General features: G+C 64.1%; 23 protein-coding genes and 1 tRNA gene. 17 read left to right on the forward strand and 7 right to left on the reverse strand.

Features of this window, described 5'->3' with window-relative positions; all coding sequences use genetic code 11:
• Positions 1-229 precede the first annotated feature (229 nt).
• On the reverse strand, positions 230-1,216 hold the full coding sequence (locus ABIC03_RS34925; RefSeq protein ID WP_354064912.1) for an NAD-dependent epimerase/dehydratase family protein: 987 nt from the start codon (positions 1,214-1,216) through the stop codon (positions 230-232).
• Positions 1,217-1,293: 77 nt separating this feature from the next.
• Positions 1,294-1,368: transfer RNA gene (locus tag ABIC03_RS34930), tRNA-Gly, on the reverse strand.
• 275 nt (positions 1,369-1,643) lie between these two features.
• Here ABIC03_RS34930 and trxA point away from each other — a divergent pair.
• Positions 1,644-2,567, forward strand: coding sequence for a thioredoxin (trxA, locus tag ABIC03_RS34935; protein WP_354064914.1), 924 nt, complete (start codon positions 1,644-1,646; stop codon positions 2,565-2,567).
• A 31-nt stretch (positions 2,568-2,598) separates the two neighbouring features.
• A complete protein-coding gene (locus tag ABIC03_RS34940) occupies positions 2,599-3,276 on the forward strand; it encodes an LON peptidase substrate-binding domain-containing protein (protein WP_275169038.1) in 678 nt (225 codons plus the stop codon).
• Positions 3,277-3,291: 15 nt separating this feature from the next.
• Here ABIC03_RS34940 and ABIC03_RS34945 read toward each other — a convergent pair whose 3' ends face one another.
• The 3 genes from ABIC03_RS34945 to ABIC03_RS34955 all read right to left on the reverse strand — a co-directional run bounded on the left by ABIC03_RS34945 (position 3,292) and on the right by ABIC03_RS34955 (position 4,792).
• Positions 3,292-3,885 (reverse strand): cytochrome b/b6 domain-containing protein, encoded by a 594-nt coding sequence (locus tag ABIC03_RS34945; protein WP_354064916.1) that lies wholly within the window; start codon positions 3,883-3,885, stop codon positions 3,292-3,294.
• A gap of 62 nt (positions 3,886-3,947) precedes the next feature.
• A complete protein-coding gene (locus ABIC03_RS34950) occupies positions 3,948-4,226 on the reverse strand; it encodes a PepSY domain-containing protein (RefSeq protein ID WP_247357338.1) in 279 nt (92 codons plus the stop codon).
• A gap of 215 nt (positions 4,227-4,441) precedes the next feature.
• Positions 4,442-4,792: a hypothetical protein gene (locus ABIC03_RS34955; protein ID WP_354064919.1), complete on the reverse strand. Its 351-nt coding sequence runs from the start codon at positions 4,790-4,792 to the stop codon at positions 4,442-4,444.
• Positions 4,793-4,899: 107 nt separating this feature from the next.
• Here ABIC03_RS34955 and ABIC03_RS34960 point away from each other — a divergent pair, with 107 nt between their 5' ends.
• Both ABIC03_RS34960 and ABIC03_RS34965 read left to right on the forward strand, forming a co-directional pair.
• The gene (locus tag ABIC03_RS34960; RefSeq protein WP_354064921.1) at positions 4,900-5,430 is read left to right on the forward strand and encodes a TetR/AcrR family transcriptional regulator; all 531 of its coding nucleotides are present in this window, start codon (positions 4,900-4,902) and stop codon (positions 5,428-5,430) included.
• 62 nt (positions 5,431-5,492) lie between these two features.
• Complete coding sequence (locus ABIC03_RS34965; protein WP_007598651.1) at positions 5,493-5,690, forward strand: Trm112 family protein; 198 nt, start codon at positions 5,493-5,495, stop codon at positions 5,688-5,690.
• Between the two features lie 204 nt (positions 5,691-5,894).
• Here ABIC03_RS34965 and ABIC03_RS34970 read toward each other — a convergent pair whose 3' ends face one another.
• Complete coding sequence (locus tag ABIC03_RS34970) at positions 5,895-7,115, reverse strand: ubiquinone biosynthesis hydroxylase (RefSeq protein WP_354064924.1); 1,221 nt, start codon at positions 7,113-7,115, stop codon at positions 5,895-5,897.
• A gap of 212 nt (positions 7,116-7,327) precedes the next feature.
• Between ABIC03_RS34970 and tesB the strand changes: the two genes are divergently transcribed.
• Positions 7,328-8,191: an acyl-CoA thioesterase II gene (gene tesB, locus ABIC03_RS34975; protein WP_211394983.1), complete on the forward strand. Its 864-nt coding sequence runs from the start codon at positions 7,328-7,330 to the stop codon at positions 8,189-8,191.
• 40 nt (positions 8,192-8,231) lie between these two features.
• Here the strand turns inward: tesB and ABIC03_RS34980 are convergent, their stop codons facing one another.
• On the reverse strand, positions 8,232-9,122 hold the full coding sequence (locus ABIC03_RS34980) for a DUF4339 domain-containing protein (protein ID WP_027514848.1): 891 nt from the start codon (positions 9,120-9,122) through the stop codon (positions 8,232-8,234).
• Positions 9,123-9,362: 240 nt separating this feature from the next.
• Here ABIC03_RS34980 and ABIC03_RS34985 point away from each other — a divergent pair, with 240 nt between their 5' ends.
• The 12 genes from ABIC03_RS34985 to ABIC03_RS35040 all read left to right on the forward strand — a co-directional run bounded on the left by ABIC03_RS34985 (position 9,363) and on the right by ABIC03_RS35040 (position 21,994).
• Entirely contained in the window at positions 9,363-9,701 is a 339-nt protein-coding gene (locus ABIC03_RS34985; RefSeq protein WP_007598647.1) for a P-II family nitrogen regulator, read from the forward strand.
• Positions 9,702-9,826: 125 nt separating this feature from the next.
• Positions 9,827-11,128, forward strand: a complete 1,302-nt coding sequence (locus ABIC03_RS34990; RefSeq protein ID WP_354064927.1) for an ammonium transporter — start codon at positions 9,827-9,829, stop codon at positions 11,126-11,128.
• 43 nt (positions 11,129-11,171) lie between these two features.
• Positions 11,172-11,486 (forward strand): ArsR/SmtB family transcription factor, encoded by a 315-nt coding sequence (locus ABIC03_RS34995; RefSeq protein WP_275169024.1) that lies wholly within the window; start codon positions 11,172-11,174, stop codon positions 11,484-11,486.
• A complete protein-coding gene (locus ABIC03_RS35000; protein WP_354064929.1) occupies positions 11,483-11,839 on the forward strand; it encodes an SRPBCC family protein in 357 nt (118 codons plus the stop codon). Before ABIC03_RS34995 ends, ABIC03_RS35000 begins: the two co-directional genes overlap by 4 nt.
• Positions 11,840-11,880: 41 nt before the next feature.
• On the forward strand, positions 11,881-12,483 hold the full coding sequence (locus ABIC03_RS35005) for an ATP-dependent Clp protease proteolytic subunit (RefSeq protein WP_354064931.1): 603 nt from the start codon (positions 11,881-11,883) through the stop codon (positions 12,481-12,483).
• 436 nt (positions 12,484-12,919) lie between these two features.
• The gene (locus tag ABIC03_RS35010) at positions 12,920-13,258 is read left to right on the forward strand and encodes a P-II family nitrogen regulator (protein WP_008142813.1); all 339 of its coding nucleotides are present in this window, start codon (positions 12,920-12,922) and stop codon (positions 13,256-13,258) included.
• A 38-nt stretch (positions 13,259-13,296) separates the two neighbouring features.
• On the forward strand, positions 13,297-14,745 hold the full coding sequence (locus ABIC03_RS35015) for an ammonium transporter (RefSeq protein ID WP_275169018.1): 1,449 nt from the start codon (positions 13,297-13,299) through the stop codon (positions 14,743-14,745).
• Between the two features lie 205 nt (positions 14,746-14,950).
• Positions 14,951-16,549: a caspase family protein gene (locus ABIC03_RS35020; protein WP_354064933.1), complete on the forward strand. Its 1,599-nt coding sequence runs from the start codon at positions 14,951-14,953 to the stop codon at positions 16,547-16,549.
• Between the two features lie 116 nt (positions 16,550-16,665).
• On the forward strand, positions 16,666-17,070 hold the full coding sequence (locus ABIC03_RS35025) for a GFA family protein (RefSeq protein ID WP_275169014.1): 405 nt from the start codon (positions 16,666-16,668) through the stop codon (positions 17,068-17,070).
• A 314-nt stretch (positions 17,071-17,384) separates the two neighbouring features.
• Positions 17,385-18,599 carry an aminotransferase class I/II-fold pyridoxal phosphate-dependent enzyme gene (locus ABIC03_RS35030; RefSeq protein ID WP_354064936.1) on the forward strand — a complete coding sequence of 405 codons (1,215 nt, stop codon included), beginning with the start codon at positions 17,385-17,387 and terminating at the stop codon, positions 18,597-18,599.
• Positions 18,600-18,608: 9 nt separating this feature from the next.
• Positions 18,609-21,086: a DNA translocase FtsK gene (locus tag ABIC03_RS35035; RefSeq protein ID WP_354064938.1), complete on the forward strand. Its 2,478-nt coding sequence runs from the start codon at positions 18,609-18,611 to the stop codon at positions 21,084-21,086.
• A gap of 152 nt (positions 21,087-21,238) precedes the next feature.
• The gene (locus ABIC03_RS35040; RefSeq protein WP_354064940.1) at positions 21,239-21,994 is read left to right on the forward strand and encodes an outer membrane lipoprotein carrier protein LolA; all 756 of its coding nucleotides are present in this window, start codon (positions 21,239-21,241) and stop codon (positions 21,992-21,994) included.
• The last annotated feature ends 67 nt before the right edge of the window (positions 21,995-22,061 follow it).

Raw genomic sequence — 22,061 nt, forward strand, 5'->3', positions numbered from 1 at the left:
GCGATAGCGCTCAATAAAAATTGAGACGGAAAGTCAACGATGGCGAATGCCGCGACGACAACGCTCTCGCTGCAGCGCGGAATCAAAATCGCGCGCGGCTAATTTGCGGGCAGCAGGAGCTCCGGAACAAAAAAACGCGAAAACAACCCCATGCACAGTAGAAATGCTCTGGCCATCTTGCTGCCGGTGACTCCGGCTAGACATCTGACGCGTCGAGCAAAGGTGGCGACTACGTGGCGACGGGGTAGGGACCATCGTCGAAAATCGTCTCATGATAGCCCTTCGACCCGATATCGCGCGCCAGCGTGCTGCGAAAATCGCGGCCCTCGCGAAGGCAGTTCAAGACATGCGCGAAGTGGAATTCGGGCCGCCAGCCCAGCTCGCGCCGTGCGCGCTCATTGACATAAACACGGTCGATCGCTGGGAACAGTCGCCAGCCGCGCGCCGCAAAGAGCTCCGCACAATCCGGATAGAGCTCACGCACCACAGCGGCCGCGTCACGTGCAAGTGCTGTCAAATGGCGCTGCTCGAACGGGCTCGTCGCTGACACAATGTAGCGGGCAAAACCGATGTTCGGCGCACGCTCGGCGGCGAGCAGATGGGCGCTCACCGCATCCGCGATATCCAGCCGGCGATAGAGCAGCTCGTTGGTCCGCGCATTCTCCGGAGCGTAAGCCGATCGCATCGCCGGATCGTCATCGTCTTCCGGGAAGAAGCGCGAGGTCCTCAAGACCACGACAGGCAGGCCGCGCTCGCGACAGAACAGCTCGCAGAGAGTCTCAGCCATCAGTTTGGTCGTGCCGTAGATGTTCTTCGGGATCGGCGGCAGGTCCTCGGTGACCCACACCGCGGCTTGGTCGGCGTCGGGCCGAAGCTGCGAGCCAAACGCGCTGGTGGTGCTTGTGAAGACAAAACTGCGCACGCCAGCGGCCACAGCCGCTTCGAGCAGGTTGAGCGTGCCGGTGACATTGGTGTCGATGAAATCTTGCTTGCTGTGGGTCGCCACATGCGGCTTGTGCAGCGTCGCGGTGTGGATCACGGCGGTGACGCCGTCCATCTGGCGCCGCACGAAATCGCGATCGACGATCGAGCCGACGGCATCGGTGAACGGCGATGGCTTCAGGTCGATGCCACGCGCAGGCGAACCGTGCCCGCGGAGCGTGCGGACAAGGGCTTCCCCGAGATGGCCTGCACTGCCGGTGACCAGAATTGTCATTCGTGACCCAATACAGCCGCCAGCGGCGTGGAAGAACACGTGCCCGTCCGGTTCGGCTGGATGCTTTGGGAGAAAATTGGAGCGGGCGAAGGGGCTCGAACCCTCGACCCCGACCTTGGCAAGGTCGTGCTCTACCACTGAGCTACACCCGCATCCTGTGTCGGTCGCATGACTGCGCCGGCAACGGCTGTCGTATGCCAAAAGCGGGAGGGGAATGCAACAGCTACCGGCGGCATAGATGCGCAATCGGAGGCCCAATATGAACCCGAACGCGGCCAAATGACCCAAAAATGCCCCGGAACCGTCGAATCGGCACGCACGGATTGAAATTCGGCCGTCCCGGCCCAATTTAGGGCCAACAGCGAAGCATATGAATTGGCGACGTGCTAAAGACCCGCCAATTCCAGACATCAGACGAGGGGATCCCGTGACGATCATCGACCAGGGTAACGGAGCAGCGGGCCCGGCTGCCGCCGATCTGATCAAGGACACGACCACCCAGACCTTCGTGAAGGACGTCATCGAGGAATCGAAGCGCCAGCCGGTGCTGATCGACTTCTGGGCGGAGTGGTGCGGCCCCTGCAAGCAGCTCACGCCCTTGCTGGAAAAAGCGGTCAAGGCCGCCAAGGGCAAGGTCAAGCTGGTCAAGATGAACATCGACCAGCACCCGGCGATCCCGGGCCAGATGGGCATCCAGTCGATCCCGGCAGTGATCGCCTTCGTCAACGGCCAGCCGGCCGACGGCTTCATGGGTGCGGTCCCAGAGAGTCAGCTCAACGCCTTCATCGAAAAGCTAACCAAGGGCGTGACCGCGCCGGGTGAGCCGAATATCGCGGAAATCCTCCAGGAAGCCGAGGCCGTGCTCGCCGAGGGCGATGCCGCCGCGGCCGCCCAGATCTACGCGGAAGTACTGCAGCTCGAATCGACCAACATCGCGGCCCTTGCCGGGCTCGCGAAATGCTACGCCGTCTCCGGCGCGATGGAGCAGGCCAAGCAGACGCTCGCCATGGTGCCGGAATCCAAGCGCAACGACCCCGCTGTGAAAGCCGTGCAGACCGCGATCGATCTCGCCGAGCAGGCGGAGCAGCTCGGGCCCGTCGCCGAGCTGGAACAGAAAGTCGCCGCAAACCCGCTCGATCATCAGGCCCGATTCGACCTCGCGATCGCGCTGAACGCGCAAGGCAACCGGGCAGCGGCCACAGAGCAGCTGCTCGCGATCATCAAGCGCGACCGCAAATGGAACGACGACGGCGCCCGCAAGCAGCTGGTGCAGTTCTTCGAGGCCTGGGGCGGCACGGACGATGCAACCGTCGAGGGACGCAAGCGCTTGTCGATCATCCTGTTTTCCTGACGCGCGCTGGCAAGGCTAGGGAACCCTGCAGATGCCGATCAACATCGAATATCGCGGGCCCGCCGACCTTCCGGAGATCCTTCCGGTGTTTCCGCTGCCGGGCGCGCTGCTGCTGCCGCGCGGGCAGATGCCGCTCAACATCTTCGAGCCGCGCTACCTCGCGATGATCGACGATGCCTTCCGCGATGGCCATCGCCTGATCGGCATGATCCAGCCCGACATCGCGCACTCGCCCAAGAATTCCGACAAGCCGGCGCTGTTCCGTGTCGGCTGTGTCGGCCGCATCACCCAGCTCGCCGAATCCGGCGACGGCCGCTACATCCTCGAGCTCACCGGCGTCTCGCGCTTTAGGGTGCTCGAGGAGCTCGAGGTGCTCACCGCCTACCGGCAGTGCAAGGTGGATTTCTTTGCCTTCGTCGACGACTTCACGCCGCGCATGGGCGAGGAGGAGGTCGATCGCGAAGCACTGCTGACGGTGCTGGCGGACTTTCTGAAGGCCAACAACCTCAAGGTCGACTGGGAGGGCGTCGAGACCGCCCCGAACGAAGCGCTCGTCAACGCATTGGCGATGATGTCGCCCTATGGCGTGGCCGAGAAGCAAGCGATGCTGGAAGCGCCCGACCTGAAGACCCGCGCTGAAATCCTGGTCGCGGTCACCGAGATGGATCTCGCCAAGAAGCGCACCAGCGGCGATCCGCCGCTGCAGTGATCGGTGCGTGCGCGCTCAGGAATGACCGCGGATGCGCTTGCGTCCGGTGATCATCGCGCTGATCAGGTTCTCGCGTTGAAGACGCCCCATCATCAGCACGCCCAAGACGTGCAGCACGACCAGGACGATGACCGCGTCGGATGAATAGTGGTGGGTGTCCTCGACCCACCAGACGCCGAAAAAGGTTACGGTCACCGACATCGCGCCTGATATCGTCGAGACCGCGAGCGAGACCAGCAGCGCCACCAGCATCAACGTGCCGGCTGGATTGAGACCGATATAGCGGCCGGTGATGCCGCGGCGCAGATTCCAGAGATAACCCGGTGCGGCCCGAAGCCTGACGCCGACCATGCGGAAGCGCGAATAGCGGCTTCCCCAAAGACCCCAGACCAAACGGAACGCAACGAGCCCGAGTACGGTATAACCGACGATGCGGTGAAGTCCGTCATAGACGGTCGGCGTGAACCACGCAGCCAGAACGCAAGCCGCGAGCGCCCAGTGCCAGAGCCGCAGCGGGAGGTCCCAGACCGCGACTGTCCGCGCAACGGCTCGATCCGCGGGGGTCCGGTTGGACTCCCCGCGTGCGTGCGGCACCGATTCTTCGATCAAGCGAGGACCACCCTCAGGCATAACTTTGCGCAGACATTTGCGCGCAGACCGTCTCGCGCGGTCTACTTCGCAATCGTGTGCTTCAGGCTGAGATCTTCGGGGCTGTAGAACAGCTCGTAAAGCTTGCCTTCCTTGACGCCGTAGACCTCGTAGCACGACCCTTCGATCTTGGAGCGCCGCACCTCGTAGCCGAGCGCCTTGGCCTTGGCTTCGGCTTCGCTCGCCGGCTTCCACGACGCCTTGTCGAGCTTGGTGCAGTCCTTGAAACCATCGGCCAAGGCGGCCGATCCCATGCCAATCCCGATCGTCAATGCAACGGCAACAACACGAATAACCTTCACGAACGTCTCCTCTTTTGTCGTGGGCGCTACGCCCTGAGGCGAAGCGGGACCGAAGGAAGCAAAGCACATGATGAAGTCAATCCGCAGCTACGGCGGAAGCCTTTAGAGATATTCTAACGATCCGAAAAAGCTCAGCGCCCTCCGCGCGCAACGTGCATTTGGTGCGTCGATGCGGCCTTTCGCCTCACAACAGGCATGACTGCGATATACCGCGCCTAGTAGCCGGCAGCCGCCATCGCGACGACCGCACTGAGCGCCATCCAGCCGAAGTGCCGACCGCGCGTTGCCCATGCGTTGGCGAGAGCGGCGAAGCCGAACACGCCGGCCATGGTGACGACGATCCAGTGTCGCGCCGGCTCCGATTGCATCCAGGGCGCCGCGATCAGGAGGACGCCCCCGCCGATCCAGGCGACGGTCGAAGCCTGCCAGACCAGGCGGATCAGGGTGCGGAGCCGCTCCGGCTCGATGCGGGCGCGGGCAAAGACCTTGGTCTCGCCGAGAATGCCATGAATGAGGGCCACGGCAATGGTCACGACCCCGGCGCACTGGAGCAAGAGATCACGCATCGTCAAAGCTCCCTGCAAATCTCATCCATACAGTTATGTATGGTGAGATAGGCGCTGGCCTGCCCGCTGTCAATACACTAGTGTATGGTTTGCATCCGGAACCCGACATGGCCGAACAGCTGACCGCCGATGACTGGATCAAACAGGGCCTGAAGGCGCTCGCGAGAGACGGCTTCACCGCGCTGAAGGCCGATCCGCTGGCGAAAGCCATGGGGGTGTCGCGCGGCAGCTTCTATTGGCATTTCGCCGATCTCGGCGCGTTCCATGCTGCTCTCTTGAAGCGCTGGCGCGAGATCGCGGCCGAGCAGATCATCGCCGATGTCGAGGCGGACAGCGACGAGCCGCTGAAAGCGCTACTGCGCAGGACTTTTAGCGCGCGGCTCGACCTCGAGCGCGCGGTGCGGAATTGGGCGGCCTTCGATGCGGCGGCACAAACGGCGGTGCGTGCCATCGACCGGCGCAGGCTCGACTATATCGAAGAGCTGCTGGGGAAGCGCGGGTTGGAGGTGGCGACGGCACGAGCCCGCGCGCAAATCCTGTACTGGACGTTTCTCGGCTTCGCCTTATCGGGCCCGCCATTGCCGGCCGCGCGGCTCGAGGGCCTGCTCGACGAGATCCTGCGGATGGTTTCCGCTTGAGGCGACGCGATGGGCTGCTACGATTTTTCATGCTAGAGGGCAACCGACCGCCGGAGACCCCCATGAACGCGCCCACCGAACGCCCCGAAGCCAGCGTCGATCCCAAATTGCTGGAGATTTTGGTCTGCCCGCTGACCAAGGGTCCGCTGGAGTTCGATTCCGCAAAGCAGGAGCTGATCTCGCGCAGCGCCAAGCTCGCCTATCCGATCCGCGACGGCATCCCGATCATGCTGCCGGAAGAGGCCCGTAAGATCGATTGAGAGACTTGTGGCCCGGTGGTCGTTTGGCGCGATGACCGCGCCACACCCTCGCTGTCGCCCCGGCGAAGGCCGGGGCCCATAACCACAGGACGTGGTTGTTGCGCGAGCTGGTCACTCCGAGTCTTCGCAAAACTATTGCTGCGGCGTATGGGTCCCGGATCTGCGCGCGCTTGAGGCGCGCTTGTCCGGGACGACAGGAAAGAATTACAGCGCCTCGCCCTTCAGCAGCCGCGGTATCTCACCGGTCAAACCCGCGGCTTGGCGGATGAACAGGTTCTTCAGCGGCGGGGCGCGGTCGACGAGGCCGAGGCCGATGTCGCGCACGGTACGCAGCAAGGTCGACTGATTGGAGAACAGGAAGTTCAGCGAGTTGGTGGCAACGCCCATGGCCATGGTGTCGAAGCGGCGCCAGCGCTGGTAACCTTCGAGCACGTCGGCGGCGCCGATATCCATGCCGAGCCGGGCGGCATCGACCACGACCTCGGCCAGCGCGGCGACGTCCTTCAGCCCCATGTTGAGACCCTGGCCCGCAATCGGATGGATGACGTGGGCGGAATCGCCGACCAGCGCGAGGCGCTCGGCGATGAAAGAGCGTGCGACGAAATAGGACAGCGGAAACGCGCGCGGCTTGTCGAGCGCCTTCACCTCGCCGAGATGCAGGCCGAAGCGTTGCTCGAGCTCGCCGTGGAATTCCTCGTCGCTCAACCCAACGATACGCGCGGCTTCGCTGCGGCGCTCGGTCCAAACCAGCGAGGAGCGCTTGCCTGAAAGCGGCAGGATCGCGAACGGACCCGCCGGCAGAAAATGCTCTTCGGCGCGGCCCTCGTGATCGCGCTCATGGCCGACAGTGACGACGATGCCGGACTGATCGTATTCCCAGCCATGGGTGGCTATGCCGGCGCGCTCGCGCAGTTTCGATTTCGCACCGTCGGCCGCGACCAGGAGGCTCGCGGCAATCACGCTGCCGTCACCGAGCGTCACGTCGATGCCTTCGGCCCGCGCGTCGTAAGACGACACGGTGGTTGCGCGGAGATCGATGCCCTCGGCCTCGGCGCGCACCACCAGCGCATCGATGAGGCGGCGGTTCTCGACCATATGCGCGAAGGGCTCGCCCGGCGCGACATCGCCGGCAAAGTTGAGGAACGCCGGACGGGTGGCGTCTTCCAGCTTGGAATCGGTGACGATCATGTCGAGGATGGGCTGCGCCTCGCCCCTGACGTCGTCCCAGGCGCCGATCGCCTCGAACAGGCGGCGGCAGGCTGCCACGATCGCGGTGGCGCGCGGGTCCCGGCTCGGCCGGGTGCCGAGCGCGGGGTCGGCGACGATGACGGGGATCTCGGGGCCGAGCCCCTGGCGCAGCGCCAGAGCCAGCGCCAGGCCCGCAAACGCGCCGCCACCGATGACAATGCTACCCTGTACCGACATACCCAATTCCCGGCTAAGTCTTCGCGTTTTCTTGGTCTTGCTACCAGACTTGAGGTGGGCGAAACAGTGCGGTGAAACAAGGGCGGAACGGCCTCATTCCGTCGTTCCGGGGCTCGCGCGAGCGCGAACCCGGAATCCAGAGGTCGTCAGCTCAAGATTTCAGGTTCGCACTCCGTGCGCCCGGAATGACGAGGCATTTTGAAAGCACCAGCATGTCCAAGAGCCTGATCGACCTCATCTCGATCCTCGACCTCGAACAGCTCGAGGTGAATCTGTTTCGCGGCAACAGTCCGAAGACCAGCTGGCAACGGGTGTTCGGCGGCCAGGTGATCGGGCAGGCGATGGTTGCAGCGTGCCGCACCGTCGAGGGCCGGCTGCCGCATTCGCTGCATTGCTATTTCATCTTGCCGGGCGATCCGCAGATCCCCATCATCTACCAGGTCGAGCGCCTGCGCGACGGCAAGAGCTACTCGACGCGCCGCGTCACCGCGATTCAGCACGGCAACGCGATCTTCTCGATCATGGTGTCGTTCCATGCCGAGGAGGAGAGCGCGTTCGATCACCAGGACAAGATGCCCGACGTGCCGCCGCCGGAAAAGCTCACGGCGGAGGAAGTGGCGAAGCAGCCGATGTTCAAGGAGATGCCGGAGTTCATCCGCCGCTACTATGAATCCGACCGTCCGATCGAGCTGCGCCCGGTCGAGCTCGGCCGCTATTTCGGCCAAAAGATCGAGGACGGCCGCATCCATGTCTGGATCAAGACCGCAGCGACGCTGCCGGACGATCCGGCGCTGCACATGTGCGCGCTGGCTTATGCGTCCGACTTCTCGCTGCTCGATGCCATCATGGCGCGCTACGGCCGCACGCTGTTCGACAAGCGCATGATGCCGGCGAGCCTCGACCACGCGATGTGGTTTCACCGGCCGTTCCGCGCCGACGAATGGCTGCTCTACGCACAGGATTCGCCGAGCGCCCGAAGCGGCCGTGGCTTGACCCGCGGCTCGATCTTCAAGCCTGACGGCACGCTGGTGGCCTCCGTCGCGCAGGAAGGCTCGGTGCGCGAACGGAAAGCCTAGGACGCATAAGCACGATCGATCGCGCTTATGCCTCTCGAGGTCATGCCCGGAGCGATCCTCGCGGAGCCAGGACGGTCTCCGACGCGAACCAGTTCATGATCCAGCGATACACCCACGGGATCGGGATGATGAAGCCGCACAGGAATGCGGCCACGATGCCCCTCCAGAGAATCCCGAGACCGCTGCCGTTGAAGACAATCTCGCGCCGCGTGCCTTCGATGCTGCGGCAGAACCAGCGCATCTGAGCCGCGGCGACCCAGGCCCAGCCGATGATGGTAATGATGGAGATCGCAAACAGCAGGCTCCAGCCCACATAGGCCCAGACCGTGCCGGTGAAGCTCAGGCCGAGCGGCTGCCCGTTGGAGGCGAGGTTCGCGACCATCCATTTGATCAGGAGCCAGTACAGAACGATCTGGGCGATGAACAGCAAATTGCTCAGCAACGGGGCGCCGATCAACCCGATCACGATCGCCAGCACGATGAACCCGAAATACCAGGGCACCAGCGCCATCGCATTGCCGGTGAAGCTGAGATTGGGCCGTCCGGGGACCTTCACGCAGGACACGATCCATTTCGTGTACCAGACAAACACCCACGGCACCGGGATGATGAAGCACATGCCGATCAGCATCACGATGCTGCGCCAGGTGAACTCGAGGATGCCGAAATCGACCGCCAGCGATCCTCCGCCGCCACCGCCGCCGTAACCGCCGGAGCCCATCATCGGCGGGCCGCCAGCCGGCATCATCGGGGGCGCACCGCCGCCGCCGATCAGGCCGGGGATTTCGGCGGCCTTCTGCCAGCCGGCCATCCCCTCCGACCACACCAGCGTATCCGGGCGCACGACTCCCTGGGCGACGAGGTCGCGGAATTGCCCTTCCTGATAGGGCCCCTGCTGCTTGCCCTCGGATGCGTAGAACCAACTCGCCATGTAGCGTCCCCCCTCAAACATAGTTTTGTACCGGCCGCGACGCTTGGGTTCATCGCATCCATGCCAAAAACGCATTGTGGAGGATGAACGGCTGCCCTGTACAGAGGCGGCCGTTCACATGGTCCAACGATTTTCCGCTTCAATCTGCAACATTTTTATGCCATTTGGCTGGAAAGATGCCAGATTGACGCTGCGCCGGGGACATACGGCGCAGCGCATCCCCGGGGAATAGGCCTGACCATGAAACTCGTCGTCGCGATCATCAAACCCTTCAAGCTCGATGAAGTCCGCCAGGCGCTGACGGCGATCGGCGTCCACGGCATGACCGTGACCGAAGTGAAGGGCTATGGCCGCCAGAAGGGCCACACCGAGATTTATCGCGGCGCCGAGTATGTCGTGAATTTCCTGCCGAAGCTGCGGATCGAGATCGCGGTTGCCTCCGATATCGCCGAGAAGGCCGTCGCCGTCATCACCGCGACCGCGCGCACCGGCCAGATCGGCGACGGCAAGATCTTCGTCACGCCGATCGATCACGCGACCCGCATTCGCACCGGCGAGACCGACAGCGACGCGCTCTAGATTTTTGCTTTGACGCGTTTTCTTTTCGCGAACCGGTATCCGGTCCGCTCGAAAACGCTCTTCTTCGATCGCACCGGGCAACGGCGCCACGGCGTGCGACGCAATCAATAGCTGGGGGAAACGACATGGCGGGATTGTTGCGCCGCGCGGCTGCTATCGCCGCGCCGATCGGGCTTGTGTCGATCATGGCTTCGCCGGCGCGTGCCGCGGCGTCCGAGATCAACACCGCCGACACCGCCTGGATGATCGTCGCCACCGCGCTCGTGCTGATGATGACGATCCCGGGGCTCGCGCTGTTCTATTCCGGCATGGTGCGCAAGAAGAACGTGCTCGCCACCATGGCGCAGAGCCTCGCCGCGGTGACGATCATCTCCATTCTCTGGGTCGCGTTCGGCTATTCGCTGTGCTTCGTCGGCGACGGCCCGTGGATCGGCACGCTCGACCGCTGGTTTCTCGCCGGCATGACCATGGACAGCGTCAACCCGGCGGCGAAGACGATCCCGGAAGCGCTGTTCATGCTGTACCAGATGACGTTTGCGATCATCACGGTGGCGCTGGTCGCGGGCGCGGTGGCCGACCGGATGCGGTTCTCCGCCTATCTGCTGTTCTCCGTCGCGTGGTTCATCTTCGTCTACATTCCACTGGCGCATTGGGTGTGGGGCGGCGGCTTCCTCGCCGGCATGGGCGTGCTGGATTTCGCCGGCGGCCTCGTGGTGCATCTGTCGGCCGGCACCGCCGGGCTCGTCGCCGCGAAGGTGATGGGACGCCGTCATGGCTACGGCACCGAAAATCTCTCGCCGTTCGATCTGTCGCTTGCGGTGATGGGCACCGGGCTGTTGTGGGTCGGCTGGTTCGGCTTCAACGGCGGCTCGGCGGGCGCAGCCAATTCGCGCGCGGTGCTGGCGATCATCGCGACTCATCTCGCAGCCTGCTCCGGCGCGCTGACCTGGGGTGCGATCGAATGGTCGACGCGGCGCAAGCCATCCGTGCTCGGCATGATCTCCGGCGCGGTCGCCGGCCTCGGCACCATCACGCCGGCCTCGGGATTCGTGGCGCCCTGGCACGGTATCGTCATCGGCGTGATCGCAGGCCTCGTCTGCTACTGGGCCTGCACCTGGCTGAAGCACCGCTTCGACTATGACGATTCGCTCGACGTGTTCGGCGTCCACGGCATCGGCGGGCTGACCGGCACCCTGCTGGCCGGCGTGTTCGCAACCAGCGCGATCGGCGGCACCGCCGGCCTGCTCGAAGGCCATCCGCAGCAGCTTCTGATCCAGCTGTATGGGGTCGCCGTCACCTTCGTCTGGTCGGCCGGCGTGAGTTTCGTCCTGCTCAAGCTGGTCGGGCTGTTCGTGCCGTTGCGCGTCTCCCGCGAGCACGAGCTTGAAGGACTGGATATTTCGCAGCACGGCGAGGCGCTGCAGTAATCGGGGGCTTGCGTAACACATAAGCGTATGCTTATGTGTTACCATGATCGAGGCCGATATCTTCAAGGCGCTGGCCGACCCGACCCGCCGCAAGGTCTTTGAGAAGCTGGCCGGCGGAAGCCTGAATGCCAGCGCTTTGCGCGACGGATTGGAGATCAGCCAACCGGCGATGTCGCAGCATCTCGCGGTTCTGCGCGGGGCAGGCCTGGTGCGCGAACAGCGGCAGGGCCGCTTTGTGAATTACGAAGTCGATCCCGAAGGAATCGTTGCCATCGGGACGTGGCTTGCGCGCTACCGCGCCTATTGGCCGAAACGTATGGATGCCCTCGCCGATCTCTTGAAGGAGATGGATCAATGAGCGACGCCGTGAAGCCTGATCCCTCCGACGCAGCGCTCGTGCTCGAATATGAATTCGATGCGCCGCCGGCCAAGGTCTGGCGCGCGGTGACCATTCCGGCTTTACGCGAACGCTGGCTGCCGGATTGCGATCTTGTGGGCGCCGAGCCTGAGACATCGATCCCGGGCCAAGAGGTACGCTACCGGCTTCGCGATTCCGAACCGCCGTTGCGCGAAAGCCATGTCATCTTCCGGATCGAGCCGAACGAGGACGGCGGCACCCGCTTCCGCATCATCCAGCAAGCCTGCGATATCGGCATGAAGCTGCCGCAGCCGGCCAACAGCAATGGCTGCCTGATGCGCGCGGCCGCCTAACACCAACACCAGTTCATCACCCGCAGACATGGAGGTCGCCGATGCGCGACATGCTTCAGCTCGTCCCTATGGTCGTCGAACAATCCGCCCGCGGCGAACGATCCTTCGACATCTATTCGCGCCTGCTGCGCGAGCGCATCATCTTCCTCAACGGCGAGGTCAATGACGCGATGTCCGGACTGGTCTGCGCGCAGCTCTTGTTTCTGGAGGCGGAGAATCCGAACAAGCCGATCAATCTCTACATCAATTCCTATGGCGGCGTGGTCACCAGCGGCCTCGCGATGTACGACACCATGCAATTCATCAAGGCGCCGGTGCATACGCTGTGCATGGGCACCGCGCGCTCGATGGGCTCGTTCCTGCTGATGGCGGGCGAGCCCGGTCACCGCGCCGCCCTGCCCAATGCGAGCCTTCACGTTCATCAGCCGCTCGGCGGCTTTCAGGGCCAGGCGTCGGACATCCTGATCCACGCCACCGAGATGCAGGAAACCAAGCGGCGCCTCATCCGGCTCTATGCACAACATTGCCGGCGCCCCGAGCACGACGTGGAGCGGACCCTGGACCGCGACCACTTCATGACCGCGCAGCAGGCGGTCGACTGGGGGCTGATCGACCGGGTGTTCGCGGAACGCAGCGCCGCCTGACGGTCTCTGGCGGCGGCCGTCCGGCAAACCTCGCCACGCTCCAGCTGGTTGGCCCGGTTGAGCGTATTCCGTGAGCATTTGTGCGAGGGGCCCGATATTCCGCAGCACGGCCAGCCCTGCAATAGGCGCCCGCCTTACAGAAATACCTTTCTGCTGCCCGACGCGTGAGCACCAATGTGTCGGCAGCTTGTCATGCCTTTATTTTAATCAGACGTGGTTAGGTATTGAGCGCGGCGTAATGGCGCACTGCACCGCAATACGCGTCAAACGCGAAAACACCCGTTTTCATAGTCCGTTAGGCAACACGCCCGATCTGGCACGGCATTTGATTCTATGGGTCCTGGCTGTGCCCGCGTAGTGAACTTTCTCCCTCGTGGCGAACCAGTCGAGAAACGCCCGGCCACGTCCGGACCGGGCCCAAGCGGGGATAGGACCCATGAAAATTGTTATGGCGATTATTAAGCCATTCAAGCTGGAAGAAGTCCGTGACGCCCTGACCGCCATCGGCGTTCACGGTCTCACGGTGACGGAAGTCAAGGGATATGGCCGCCAGAAGGGCCATACGGAAATCTATCGCGGCGCCGAATATGCCGTGAGCTTCCTGCCCAAGATCAAGATCGAGGTCGCTGTCGCCTCCGACCAGGTCGACAAGACCATCGACGCCATCACGTCTGCCGCGAAAACCGGACAGATCGGCGACGGCAAGATCTTCGTCATCAATCTCGACCATGCGGTTCGCATCCGCACCGGCGAGGCCGATGCTGCGGCCCTTTGATTTCGCGCTCTATCAAAATTCAATCAGGAGTAAATGAAATGACGTTTAAGCGTCCCTATGGCGCGGGATTGGCGGCTCTCGCAGTCGGCCTGTTCGCTGCGACCGCAGCCTACGCCGAGCCAACGGTCAACAAGGGAGACAACGCCTGGATGCTGACATCGACAGTGCTCGTGCTGTTGATGACGATCCCCGGCCTCGCGCTTTTCTACGGCGGCCTCGTCCGCTCCAAGAACATGCTCTCGGTCCTGATGCAGGTGTTCTACACCGTATGCGTCGTCACCGTGATCTGGGCCGTGTACGGCTACAGCCTCGCCTTCACCGGCGGCTCGGACTTCATCGGCGGGTTCTCCAAGGCCTTCATGATGGGCGTCACCACCGATTCGAAGGCAGCGACCTTCTCGGTCGACGCCAACATCTCGGAGCTCATCTATATGTGCTTCCAGATGACCTTCGCGGCGATCACGCCCGCCCTCATCGTCGGCGCCTTCGCCGAGCGCATGAAGTTCGCGGCGCTCGCGCTCTTCGTTCCGCTCTGGGTCACGCTGATCTACTTCCCGATCGCGCACATGGTCTGGTATTGGCCCGGCCCGGACATGATCCAGGATGCTGCCAAGGCTCTGGCTGCTGCGACTGACGCGGCGGCGAAGACCGCGGCGCAGGCCAAACTCGACGAGATCAACGCCGACGCAGGCTGGATCTTCAAGAAGGGCGCGATCGACTTCGCGGGCGGCACCGTGGTGCACATCAACGCCGGCATCGCAGGCCTCGTCGGTGCTCTCCTGATCGGCAAGCGCGTCGGTTACGGCAAGGAGCTGATGGCTCCGCACTCGCTGACGATGTCGATGATCGGCGCCTCGCTGCTCTGGGTCGGCTGGTTCGGCTTCAATGCTGGCTCCAACCTCGAAGCCAACGGCGGCGCAGCCCTCGCCATGACCAACTCCTTCGTCGCCACCGCAGCCGCCGCGCTGTCGTGGATGTTCGCGGAATGGATCATCAAGGGTCACCCGTCGGTGCTCGGCGTCATCTCCGGCGCTGTCGCGGGCCTCGTGGCCGTCACGCCTGCCGCCGGCTTCTCCGGCGTGATGGGTGCGATCGTCCTCGGCCTCGTGGTCGGCGTGGTCTGCCTGTTCTTCTGCACCGTCGTGAAGAACGCGCTCGGCTACGATGACAGCCTCGATGTGTTCGGCGTGCACTGCGTCGGCGGCATCATCGGCGCCCTCGGCACCGGCATCCTCGTCAATCCGGCGCTGGGTGGTGCGGGCATCATCGACTACACCGCGATCCCGCCGAAGGTTGCCGATTACGACTTCGCGGCGCAGATGATCTCCCAGATCTGGGGTGTCGGCACCACGCTGGTGTGGTCGGGTATCGGTTCGGCGATCCTCTACAAGGTCGTCGATGTGATCGTTGGCCTCCGCGCCAATGTCGAGAGCGAGCGTGAAGGCCTCGACATCACCGAGCACACCGAGCGCGCCTACAACATGTAAGTCTCCTCCCGGGCGCGGCCTCCTCGGAGGTCGCGCTCACAACTACGGTTTGGGGCACATACCCGGCAATGTCCCGACCGTTGAGGGGCTCCAGCGCAAGTTGGAGCCCCTTTCTTTTTGGTCCCGTGCCGCTGGGCCGTCATAAGTTAAATTGCATTGCTGCGAGCTTGCTGAATATCATGCTCCCCGTTTGGAGCAGGATTTCATGCGTCTGCCCTATTGCCTGGTCTGGTGTTTCCTGTTGCTCGCTTTGTCGAGCCTCGAGGCCCGCGCGGACAAGCGCGTCGCGCTGGTGATTGGCAACGGCGCCTACCGAAACGTTCCCACGCTCGCCAACCCGACCAATGATGCGGCCGATGTCGGCGCGGCCCTCAAGCGATCGGGGTTCGATCCTGTGGTCGCGACCGACCTCGACCAGCCCGCCATGCAGGACACCATTCTTCGCTTCGCGCGTGAGGCCCGCGGCGCCGATGTCGCCCTGTTCTACTACAGCGGGCACGCGCTCCAGTTCGCCGGCGTCAACTATCTGGTGCCTGTCGATGCCGTCGTTCGCGACGAGGTCGATCTGCGCCGCCTGGTACGTGCCGACGAGATCCTGGCGGATCTGCAGCAGGCCAAGAACCTGCGAATCCTCGTGCTCGACGCCTGCCGCGACAATCCATTTGCTGACGAGTTGCGGCGAAACGTCGGACAGGGCCGCGGCGTCACCGTCTCACGCGGCCTCGCCAAGATGGAAAGTCCCGAGGGCACCATCATTTCCTATGCGACACAGGCCGGCCGGACCGCCGACGACGGCAGCGGCCGCAACAGCCCCTATACCAGCGCGTTCCTGGAGCACATCGGCGACAAGGGCAACGTCAACACGGTATTTCAGACGATCAGCGCCGGCGTCTACCAGCGCTCGAAAGGCTCGCAAGTGCCGGAGCTGTCGCTGTCGTTCTTCGGCGAGTTCTACCTGAACGGCAAGCCCGAGACGGCGGCGTTGTCGCCTGCGACGCCTCAGGTGGATCCCTGCGCGGAGGCCGGAGACCATTGGCGCAGCGCGGAAGCGCTGGGAACGCTCGCGGCATTCAAGGATCACCTCGTACGCTTCCCGGCCTGCGCCTTCGCAGATCTGGCGAAATCACGCATCGAGAGCTTGGCGAAACCAGCGGACGCCGCCAAGCGCGTAACCGCGTTCGATGGAACCTGGATCGCGAAGGAGACTTGCGAGAACAAGCCTCCATTTTCCGAGGCCTATTTCCAGTATGCCCTGCGCGTCAAAGATGGCGTCCTGCACACTCTCTCCGGGGAAGAGGGCAAGCCCGGTGCGACAATCTATGACGGGAAGATTGAAGCGGATGGCAGCGCGACTGTCACCGTCAGCGGGCTGGTTGGTGAGAATGATCCGCTGCGCCGCACCGCCGGCGCGCCCTATCGGTACAAGCTCGCACTCGAGCTGAAAGGAACCACCGGCGCCGGCGTCCGCACCGAGACCAGCCGACCGTGTCGGATGGAACTCTCCAAGCTGACGACACAGAGCCCCGCCGCAAGTCCGGGCCAACCTGATTCGAAGCGGGCGCCCACGCGCGACGACAAGAGGGCGGTGCTGCCGCCAGATCAGGCCGGAGCAGGGCAACCGCGGCAGACCGGAAGCGGCATGAGCTGTTCGTTCATGCGAAGCAGGTGCGCCACGGCATGCGCCAGTATGGGCGGCCGCGCGGATTGCGCTTCAACCGCTTGTCCACGGCTGGAGGCCGAGTGCATGAGCAGCGGGTGCTGGCGCGGCCGGGGATTCAACGGCTGCGGACTTGCCAAGAAATAGATGCACGAACCGGCTGCGGATGGTCTGCCTTTGTCCGCTCGCAAAGAAAAAGATTGCCATTCCAAGCCGCCGGGGCAGAAATATCGACCTCAAGAATAACAAACCGGGAGGTCGTCATGCGTTTGGAAGGCGGATGCTATTGCGGCGGAGTGCGCTATGTCGCCGAAGGCGACCCGATGATGCAGGCGCAGTGTCATTGCCGCGAGTGCCAGTACATCTCGGGCGGCGCGCCCAACACCTTCATCGCGATGCCGGCGGCCGGCTTCAGCTACATCACCGGGCAACCCAAGCAGTTCACACGCAAGGACCTCGAACGCGCCGTGACGCGCGAATTCTGCGCCGAATGCGGCACGCATCTGGTGACCAAGGTCCCCGGATTGCCGGCCGCGATCCTGAAGGTCGGCACGCTGGACGAGCCTGCGCAGTTCCATCCGCAGATGGCAATCTACACCTGCGACAAGCAGGACTTCCACGCGATCCCCGCGGGCATGGCGACCTTCGAGAAGCTTCCGGCCCGCTAGGCGCGCCTGGTCACGAGCCCGTCGTGCCCGGGCCTGTCCCGCCTGCGCGGCCGAAGCCGCTTCGGCGAGGCGAAGGCCCGGGCATCCACATTCTTGGGCACAGCACGAAGTTCTTGGGCACAGCAGGAAAGGCCGCGGATGCCCGGGCCTTCGCCGCCCATCCCGTTGTTATCCGGCCTCATTATTCCTGCTCTGGACGGAGGCGGCGACCGATGGTTAATCGCGTCTTAACCTCGCCCTATCTATGGTGAACTGAACCGCTTCCCGCCGGCGCCGTGCTGCGACCGGCTGTTCCAAGAGTGCTGGCGTCCAGAATGGCTATGACCGCTTCATCCCGTGCGCCGCAGGACAGTGGAAGCTCCGATAGCGAACGCTCTCCCTTCGTCCGGCTGAACGAGCTGCTGGCACCCCATCAGCCGGGCAAGCCATTGATTTCGCTTGCCGTCGGCGAGCCGCAGCATCCCGTACCCGACTTCGTCGGCCCGGTGCTGGCCAAGCACATCGCCGATTTCGGCCGTTACCCCGCGAATAAGGGCACCGACCCGTTCCGCAAGGCAGCGGGCGCCTGGCTGTCGTTGCGCTTCAAGCTGCCGCGCGCCCTCGATCCCGAGAGCGAGATTCTCGTCCTCAATGGCAGCCGCGAGGGGCTGTTCCTCGCCGCGATCGCGGCGGCGCGCTATGTCGGCCCGCGTCCCGGCAAGCCCGCGATCCTGATGCCGAACCCATTCTATCCGGTCTATGGCGCCGGCGCCGGCGCCGCGGGCTGCGAGCCGGTGTTTCTGCCGACCACCGCCGAAAATGGTTTCCTGCCCGATCTCGACGCCATCGACGAAGCGACGCTGGCGCGCACGGTGGCGTTTTATCTGGCTTCGCCCGCCAACCCGCAGGGCTCGGTGGCCTCGCGCGATTATTTCACGCGCCTGAAGCAGCTCGCCGACCGCTACGGCTTCGTGATCCTCAGCGACGAATGCTATTCTGAGATCTACACCCGCGAAGCGCCCGGCAGCGCGCTCGAATGCGCAGGCCCTGATTTCACCCGCGTGGTTGCGTTCCAGTCGCTCTCGAAGCGCTCGAACCTGCCGGGCATGCGCGTTGGCTTCGCCGCCGGCGACAAAAAGTTCATTGGCATGTTCCTCGAGCTGCGCAACATTGCGGCGCCGCAGGTGCCGGTCCCGCTGCAGCATGTCGCGACCGTCGCTTACGGCGACGAGGCGCATGTCGAGGAGAATCGCAGGCTCTACCGGATCAAGTTCGATCTCGCCGACCAGATCATCGGCGATCGGTACGGCTATCGCCGACCTGACGCCGGCTTTTGCGTCTGGCTCAACACGTCCGCAATCGGCGACGACGTGTCTGTGTGCCTAAAACTCTTCACGGAAGCAGGCGTCCGCGTGGTGCCCGGCAGCTATCTGGCGCGGCTCCAGCCCGACGGCTTCAATCCCGGCGCGGGCTACATTCGCCTTGCGCTGGTGCAGGATGGCGAGACCACGGCGCAGGCGCTGCACCGCCTGGTCGAGACTCTGGGTTAGGCGGGGCCCGTGAGCATGTCGACGATCGAACGTGTTATTCCCCTGGTCGGCCATCTGCCGCCCTCGATCCGCGAGGGGCTGGCGCGGCGCGTGCGCGAGCTCAGCGGCCTCGGCCTGATCGCATTGTCGGGCGTCGCCTCGGCGGCGTTGATGACCTGGTCGGTGCAGGATCCCAGCCTCAGCCACGCAACGTCGCGGCCGATCCGCAACATTCTCGGCTATGCCGGCGCGATCGGCGCCGACCTTGCAATGCAGATCCTCGGGCTCGGCGCGATCATGCTGGTCCTGACGGTCGCGGTCTGGGGCTGGCGCATGCTGACCCATCGCCCGTTCGACCGCGAGGCGCTGCGGCTCGGCTCCTGGATTCTCTGCACGGTGATCGCGGCGGGCTTCGTCAGCTGCTGGCCGCATGGCGGCGCCTGGCCGCTGCCGACAGGCCTCGGCGGCGTGGTCGGCGATGCCCTGGTTCGCGCGCCCGCGGTGATCTTCGGACCGGCGGGCATGATCTATCGCATCGTGCTCGGCACGATCCTGTTCGCGGCGATGTCGGCGACCTTCCTGATCGCCTGCGGCCTTGGCGCACGCGAGCATGACGACGAACTCGCGGAAATCGAGGATGACGACAAGCCGCTCGACCAGGACGAGGAGGGCGATCGCGGTTCGGTATCGCTGGGCTGGCTGTTCCACGCCTTGATGAGCACGAAGGCACGGCTGACCTGGTTGCTTGGCGCTGCCTACCGCTCGCTGGTCTCGAGCGGACCGAAGACCAAGGCCGTTGCATTCAGCCGCCAGGAGCCGAAGCTCGGTGGCGGCCGCTCCGCGCCGCCGATCTCGCCGCAGTCGCAAGACGAGGACTACGACGACCAGCACGAAGAGGTCGAGGAAGACGAGGAGGAAGAGGAGGAGCCGGTTGCGCGCGCCCCACGCAAGAAGGCAGCGCCGAAAGCCGCTTCCAAGAAATCCTCCGACAAGTTCGAGCTTCCCTCCGTATCGGTGCTGGCCGCGCCCAAGGCCGGCGATCGCCAGCCGCTCAGCAAGGCCGAGCTGGAAGCCAATTCGCGCGCGCTCGAAGGCGTGCTGCAGGATTTCGGCGTTCGCGGCGAGATCGTGAAGGCCCATCCGGGTCCCGTGGTCACGCTGTACGAGCTGGAGCCGGCGCCGGGAATCAAGTCGTCGCGCGTGATCGGACTGTCCGACGACATCGCGCGTTCGATGAGCGCGCTGTCGGCGCGCGTCGCCGTCGTGCCCGGCCGCAACGCGATCGGCATCGAGCTGCCGAACGCCCATCGCGAAAAGGTCTATCTGCGCGAGCTGCTGGTCGCCAAGGAGACCGTCGATTCGGTTGCGAAACTGCCGCTTTGCCTCGGCAAGACCATCGGCGGTGATCCCGTCATCATCGACCTCGCGCGCACGCCGCACATGCTGATCGCCGGTACCACCGGCTCGGGCAAGTCGGTCGCCATCAACACCATGATCCTCAGCCTGGTCTACCGGCTGCGCCCGGACCAGTGCCGCCTGATCATGGTCGATCCGAAGATGCTCGAACTCTCCGTCTATGATGGCATTCCCCATCTGCTCACGCCCGTCGTGACCGACCCGAAAAAGGCGGTGGTCGCGCTGAAATGGGCCGTGCGCGAGATGGAAGAGCGCTACAAGAACATGGCCAAGCTCGGTGTGCGCAACATCGACGGTTACAACACGCGCCTGCTCGAATTGAAGGCCAAGGGCGAAGAGCCGACGCGCACGGTGCACACCGGTTTCGACAAGGAAACCGGCAAAGCGATCTACGAGGAAGAGAAGCTCTCGCTCGACCCGCTGCCCTACATTGTCATCATCGTCGACGAAATGGCCGACCTGATGATGGTCGCCGGCAAGGACATCGAAGGCGCGGTGCAGCGCCTCGCGCAGATGGCGCGCGCCGCCGGCCTGCACGTGATCCTCGCAACGCAGCGTCCGTCGGTCGACGTCATCACCGGCACCATCAAGGCGAACTTTCCGACCCGCATCGCCTTCCAGGTGACGTCCAAGATCGACAGCCGCACGATTTTGGGCGAGATGGGCGCAGAGCAGCTGCTCGGCCAGGGCGACATGCTCTACATGGCCGGCGGCGGTCGCATCAGTCGCGTGCACGGTCCTTTCGCGTCGGACGACGAAGTCGAGAAGGTGGTGCGCCACCTCAAGACGCAGGGACAGCCGGAATATCTCGAAGCTGTTACAGCCGAAGAACCCAGCGAGGACGAAGACGGCGCGGTGTTCGACGCTTCCGCCATGGGCGCGGATGGCGGCGGCGATTTGTTCTCGCAGGCCGTTGCGATCGTCAAACGCGACCGCAAGGCCTCGACCAGCTACATCCAGCGCCGCCTGCAGATCGGCTATAACCGTGCCGCATCACTGATGGAGCGCATGGAACTGGAGGGCATCGTCGGACCCGCCAACCACGCCGGCAAGCGCGAGATTCTGGTCGAGGAAGAAGACAGCCATATGTGAGGCGAGCCGCCTCAGACCACCATTTCACGCAAAAACGTTATCTGCTTTTGGCCGAAATCACGCTAAAAGGGCGCCCAGCCACACAGGACGACGCGTTGATCAGACATCCGGACATTCGATTCGCTGCCATCGTCGCCGCGCGGAGCGCGCGCATGGCGGGCGTGATTCTCGTCACCGCCGCGATGGTGATCACGGCGTCGTTCGCGCAGACCGTTCCCGTGCCGAAGCCCGCACCGAAGGGCCGCGATGGCGGTCCGGCCGGTGGCGGGCCCACTGTCACCGGCGCGACCCAGGCGCCGCCGAATCCGGTGATCCCGGACCCACGCCGCAACGTGCCGAGCAGCATCTTCCAGACCTTCGATGCGAACCAGAAGGCCCAGGCCGCCAAGGTCAGCGCCTACCTGTCGTCGTTGTCGACGTTGGTTGGAAACTTCGTCCAGGTTGGCCCCGACGGCAGCAAGACGCAAGGCGACTTCTACATCCAGAAGCCGGGCAAGGTGCGCTTCGAATATGACGCGCCGAGCCCGATCGACATCGTCGCCGACGGATCGTCGCTGGTGGTGCGCGACCGCAAGCTCGCGACGCAGGACGTCTATCCGCTGTCGCAGACGCCGCTGCGGTTCCTGCTGTCCGACCGCATCGACCTGATGAAGGACACCAACGTCGTCAACGTCTCGGCCGACGACGTCTTCGTCAGCGTCACCATCGAGGAGAAGCAGGCGCTGGTCGGCACCAGCCGCCTCTTGCTGATGTTCGGCGCCAAGGACGGCCAGTTGAAGCAGTGGACCGTCACCGACCCGCAGGGCTACGACACCACGATCGCGGTCTATAATCTGGACACGAGCAAGAAGCTCGATCCCGGCATGTTCAAGATCGACTTCACGAATTACGGCGCGTCGCCGGGATAGGTGCCGTAGGGTGGGTTAGCGAAGCGTAACCCACCGTCTCGGTCCGCAGATGTGGAAGCATGGTGGG

Origin of the sequence: Bradyrhizobium sp. RT6a (assembly GCF_040547675.1) — a bacterium.
GTDB lineage: Bacteria > Pseudomonadota > Alphaproteobacteria > Rhizobiales > Xanthobacteraceae > Bradyrhizobium.

What these genes read in the sequence shown, in the direction of transcription:
- ABIC03_RS34925 (WP_354064912.1), bottom strand. Translation starts at nt 1,216, where the DNA reads ATGACAATTCTGGTCACCGGCAGTGCAGGCCATCTCGGGGAAGCCCTT.
- ABIC03_RS34940 (WP_275169038.1), top strand. Translation starts at nt 2,599, where the DNA reads ATGCCGATCAACATCGAATATCGCGGGCCCGCCGACCTTCCGGAGATC.
- ABIC03_RS34955 (WP_354064919.1), bottom strand. Translation starts at nt 4,792, where the DNA reads ATGCGTGATCTCTTGCTCCAGTGCGCCGGGGTCGTGACCATTGCCGTG.
- ABIC03_RS34960 (WP_354064921.1), top strand. Translation starts at nt 4,900, where the DNA reads ATGGCCGAACAGCTGACCGCCGATGACTGGATCAAACAGGGCCTGAAG.
- ABIC03_RS34965 (WP_007598651.1), top strand. Translation starts at nt 5,493, where the DNA reads ATGAACGCGCCCACCGAACGCCCCGAAGCCAGCGTCGATCCCAAATTG.
- ABIC03_RS34970 (WP_354064924.1), bottom strand. Translation starts at nt 7,115, where the DNA reads ATGTCGGTACAGGGTAGCATTGTCATCGGTGGCGGCGCGTTTGCGGGC.
- tesB (WP_211394983.1), top strand. Translation starts at nt 7,328, where the DNA reads ATGTCCAAGAGCCTGATCGACCTCATCTCGATCCTCGACCTCGAACAG.
- ABIC03_RS34980 (WP_027514848.1), bottom strand. Translation starts at nt 9,122, where the DNA reads ATGGCGAGTTGGTTCTACGCATCCGAGGGCAAGCAGCAGGGGCCCTAT.
- ABIC03_RS34985 (WP_007598647.1), top strand. Translation starts at nt 9,363, where the DNA reads ATGAAACTCGTCGTCGCGATCATCAAACCCTTCAAGCTCGATGAAGTC.
- ABIC03_RS34990 (WP_354064927.1), top strand. Translation starts at nt 9,827, where the DNA reads ATGGCGGGATTGTTGCGCCGCGCGGCTGCTATCGCCGCGCCGATCGGG.
- ABIC03_RS34995 (WP_275169024.1), top strand. Translation starts at nt 11,172, where the DNA reads ATGATCGAGGCCGATATCTTCAAGGCGCTGGCCGACCCGACCCGCCGC.
- ABIC03_RS35000 (WP_354064929.1), top strand. Translation starts at nt 11,483, where the DNA reads ATGAGCGACGCCGTGAAGCCTGATCCCTCCGACGCAGCGCTCGTGCTC.
- ABIC03_RS35005 (WP_354064931.1), top strand. Translation starts at nt 11,881, where the DNA reads ATGCGCGACATGCTTCAGCTCGTCCCTATGGTCGTCGAACAATCCGCC.
- ABIC03_RS35010 (WP_008142813.1), top strand. Translation starts at nt 12,920, where the DNA reads ATGAAAATTGTTATGGCGATTATTAAGCCATTCAAGCTGGAAGAAGTC.
- ABIC03_RS35015 (WP_275169018.1), top strand. Translation starts at nt 13,297, where the DNA reads ATGACGTTTAAGCGTCCCTATGGCGCGGGATTGGCGGCTCTCGCAGTC.
- ABIC03_RS35020 (WP_354064933.1), top strand. Translation starts at nt 14,951, where the DNA reads ATGCGTCTGCCCTATTGCCTGGTCTGGTGTTTCCTGTTGCTCGCTTTG.
- ABIC03_RS35025 (WP_275169014.1), top strand. Translation starts at nt 16,666, where the DNA reads ATGCGTTTGGAAGGCGGATGCTATTGCGGCGGAGTGCGCTATGTCGCC.
- ABIC03_RS35030 (WP_354064936.1), top strand. Translation starts at nt 17,385, where the DNA reads ATGGCTATGACCGCTTCATCCCGTGCGCCGCAGGACAGTGGAAGCTCC.
- ABIC03_RS35040 (WP_354064940.1), top strand. Translation starts at nt 21,239, where the DNA reads ATGGCGGGCGTGATTCTCGTCACCGCCGCGATGGTGATCACGGCGTCG.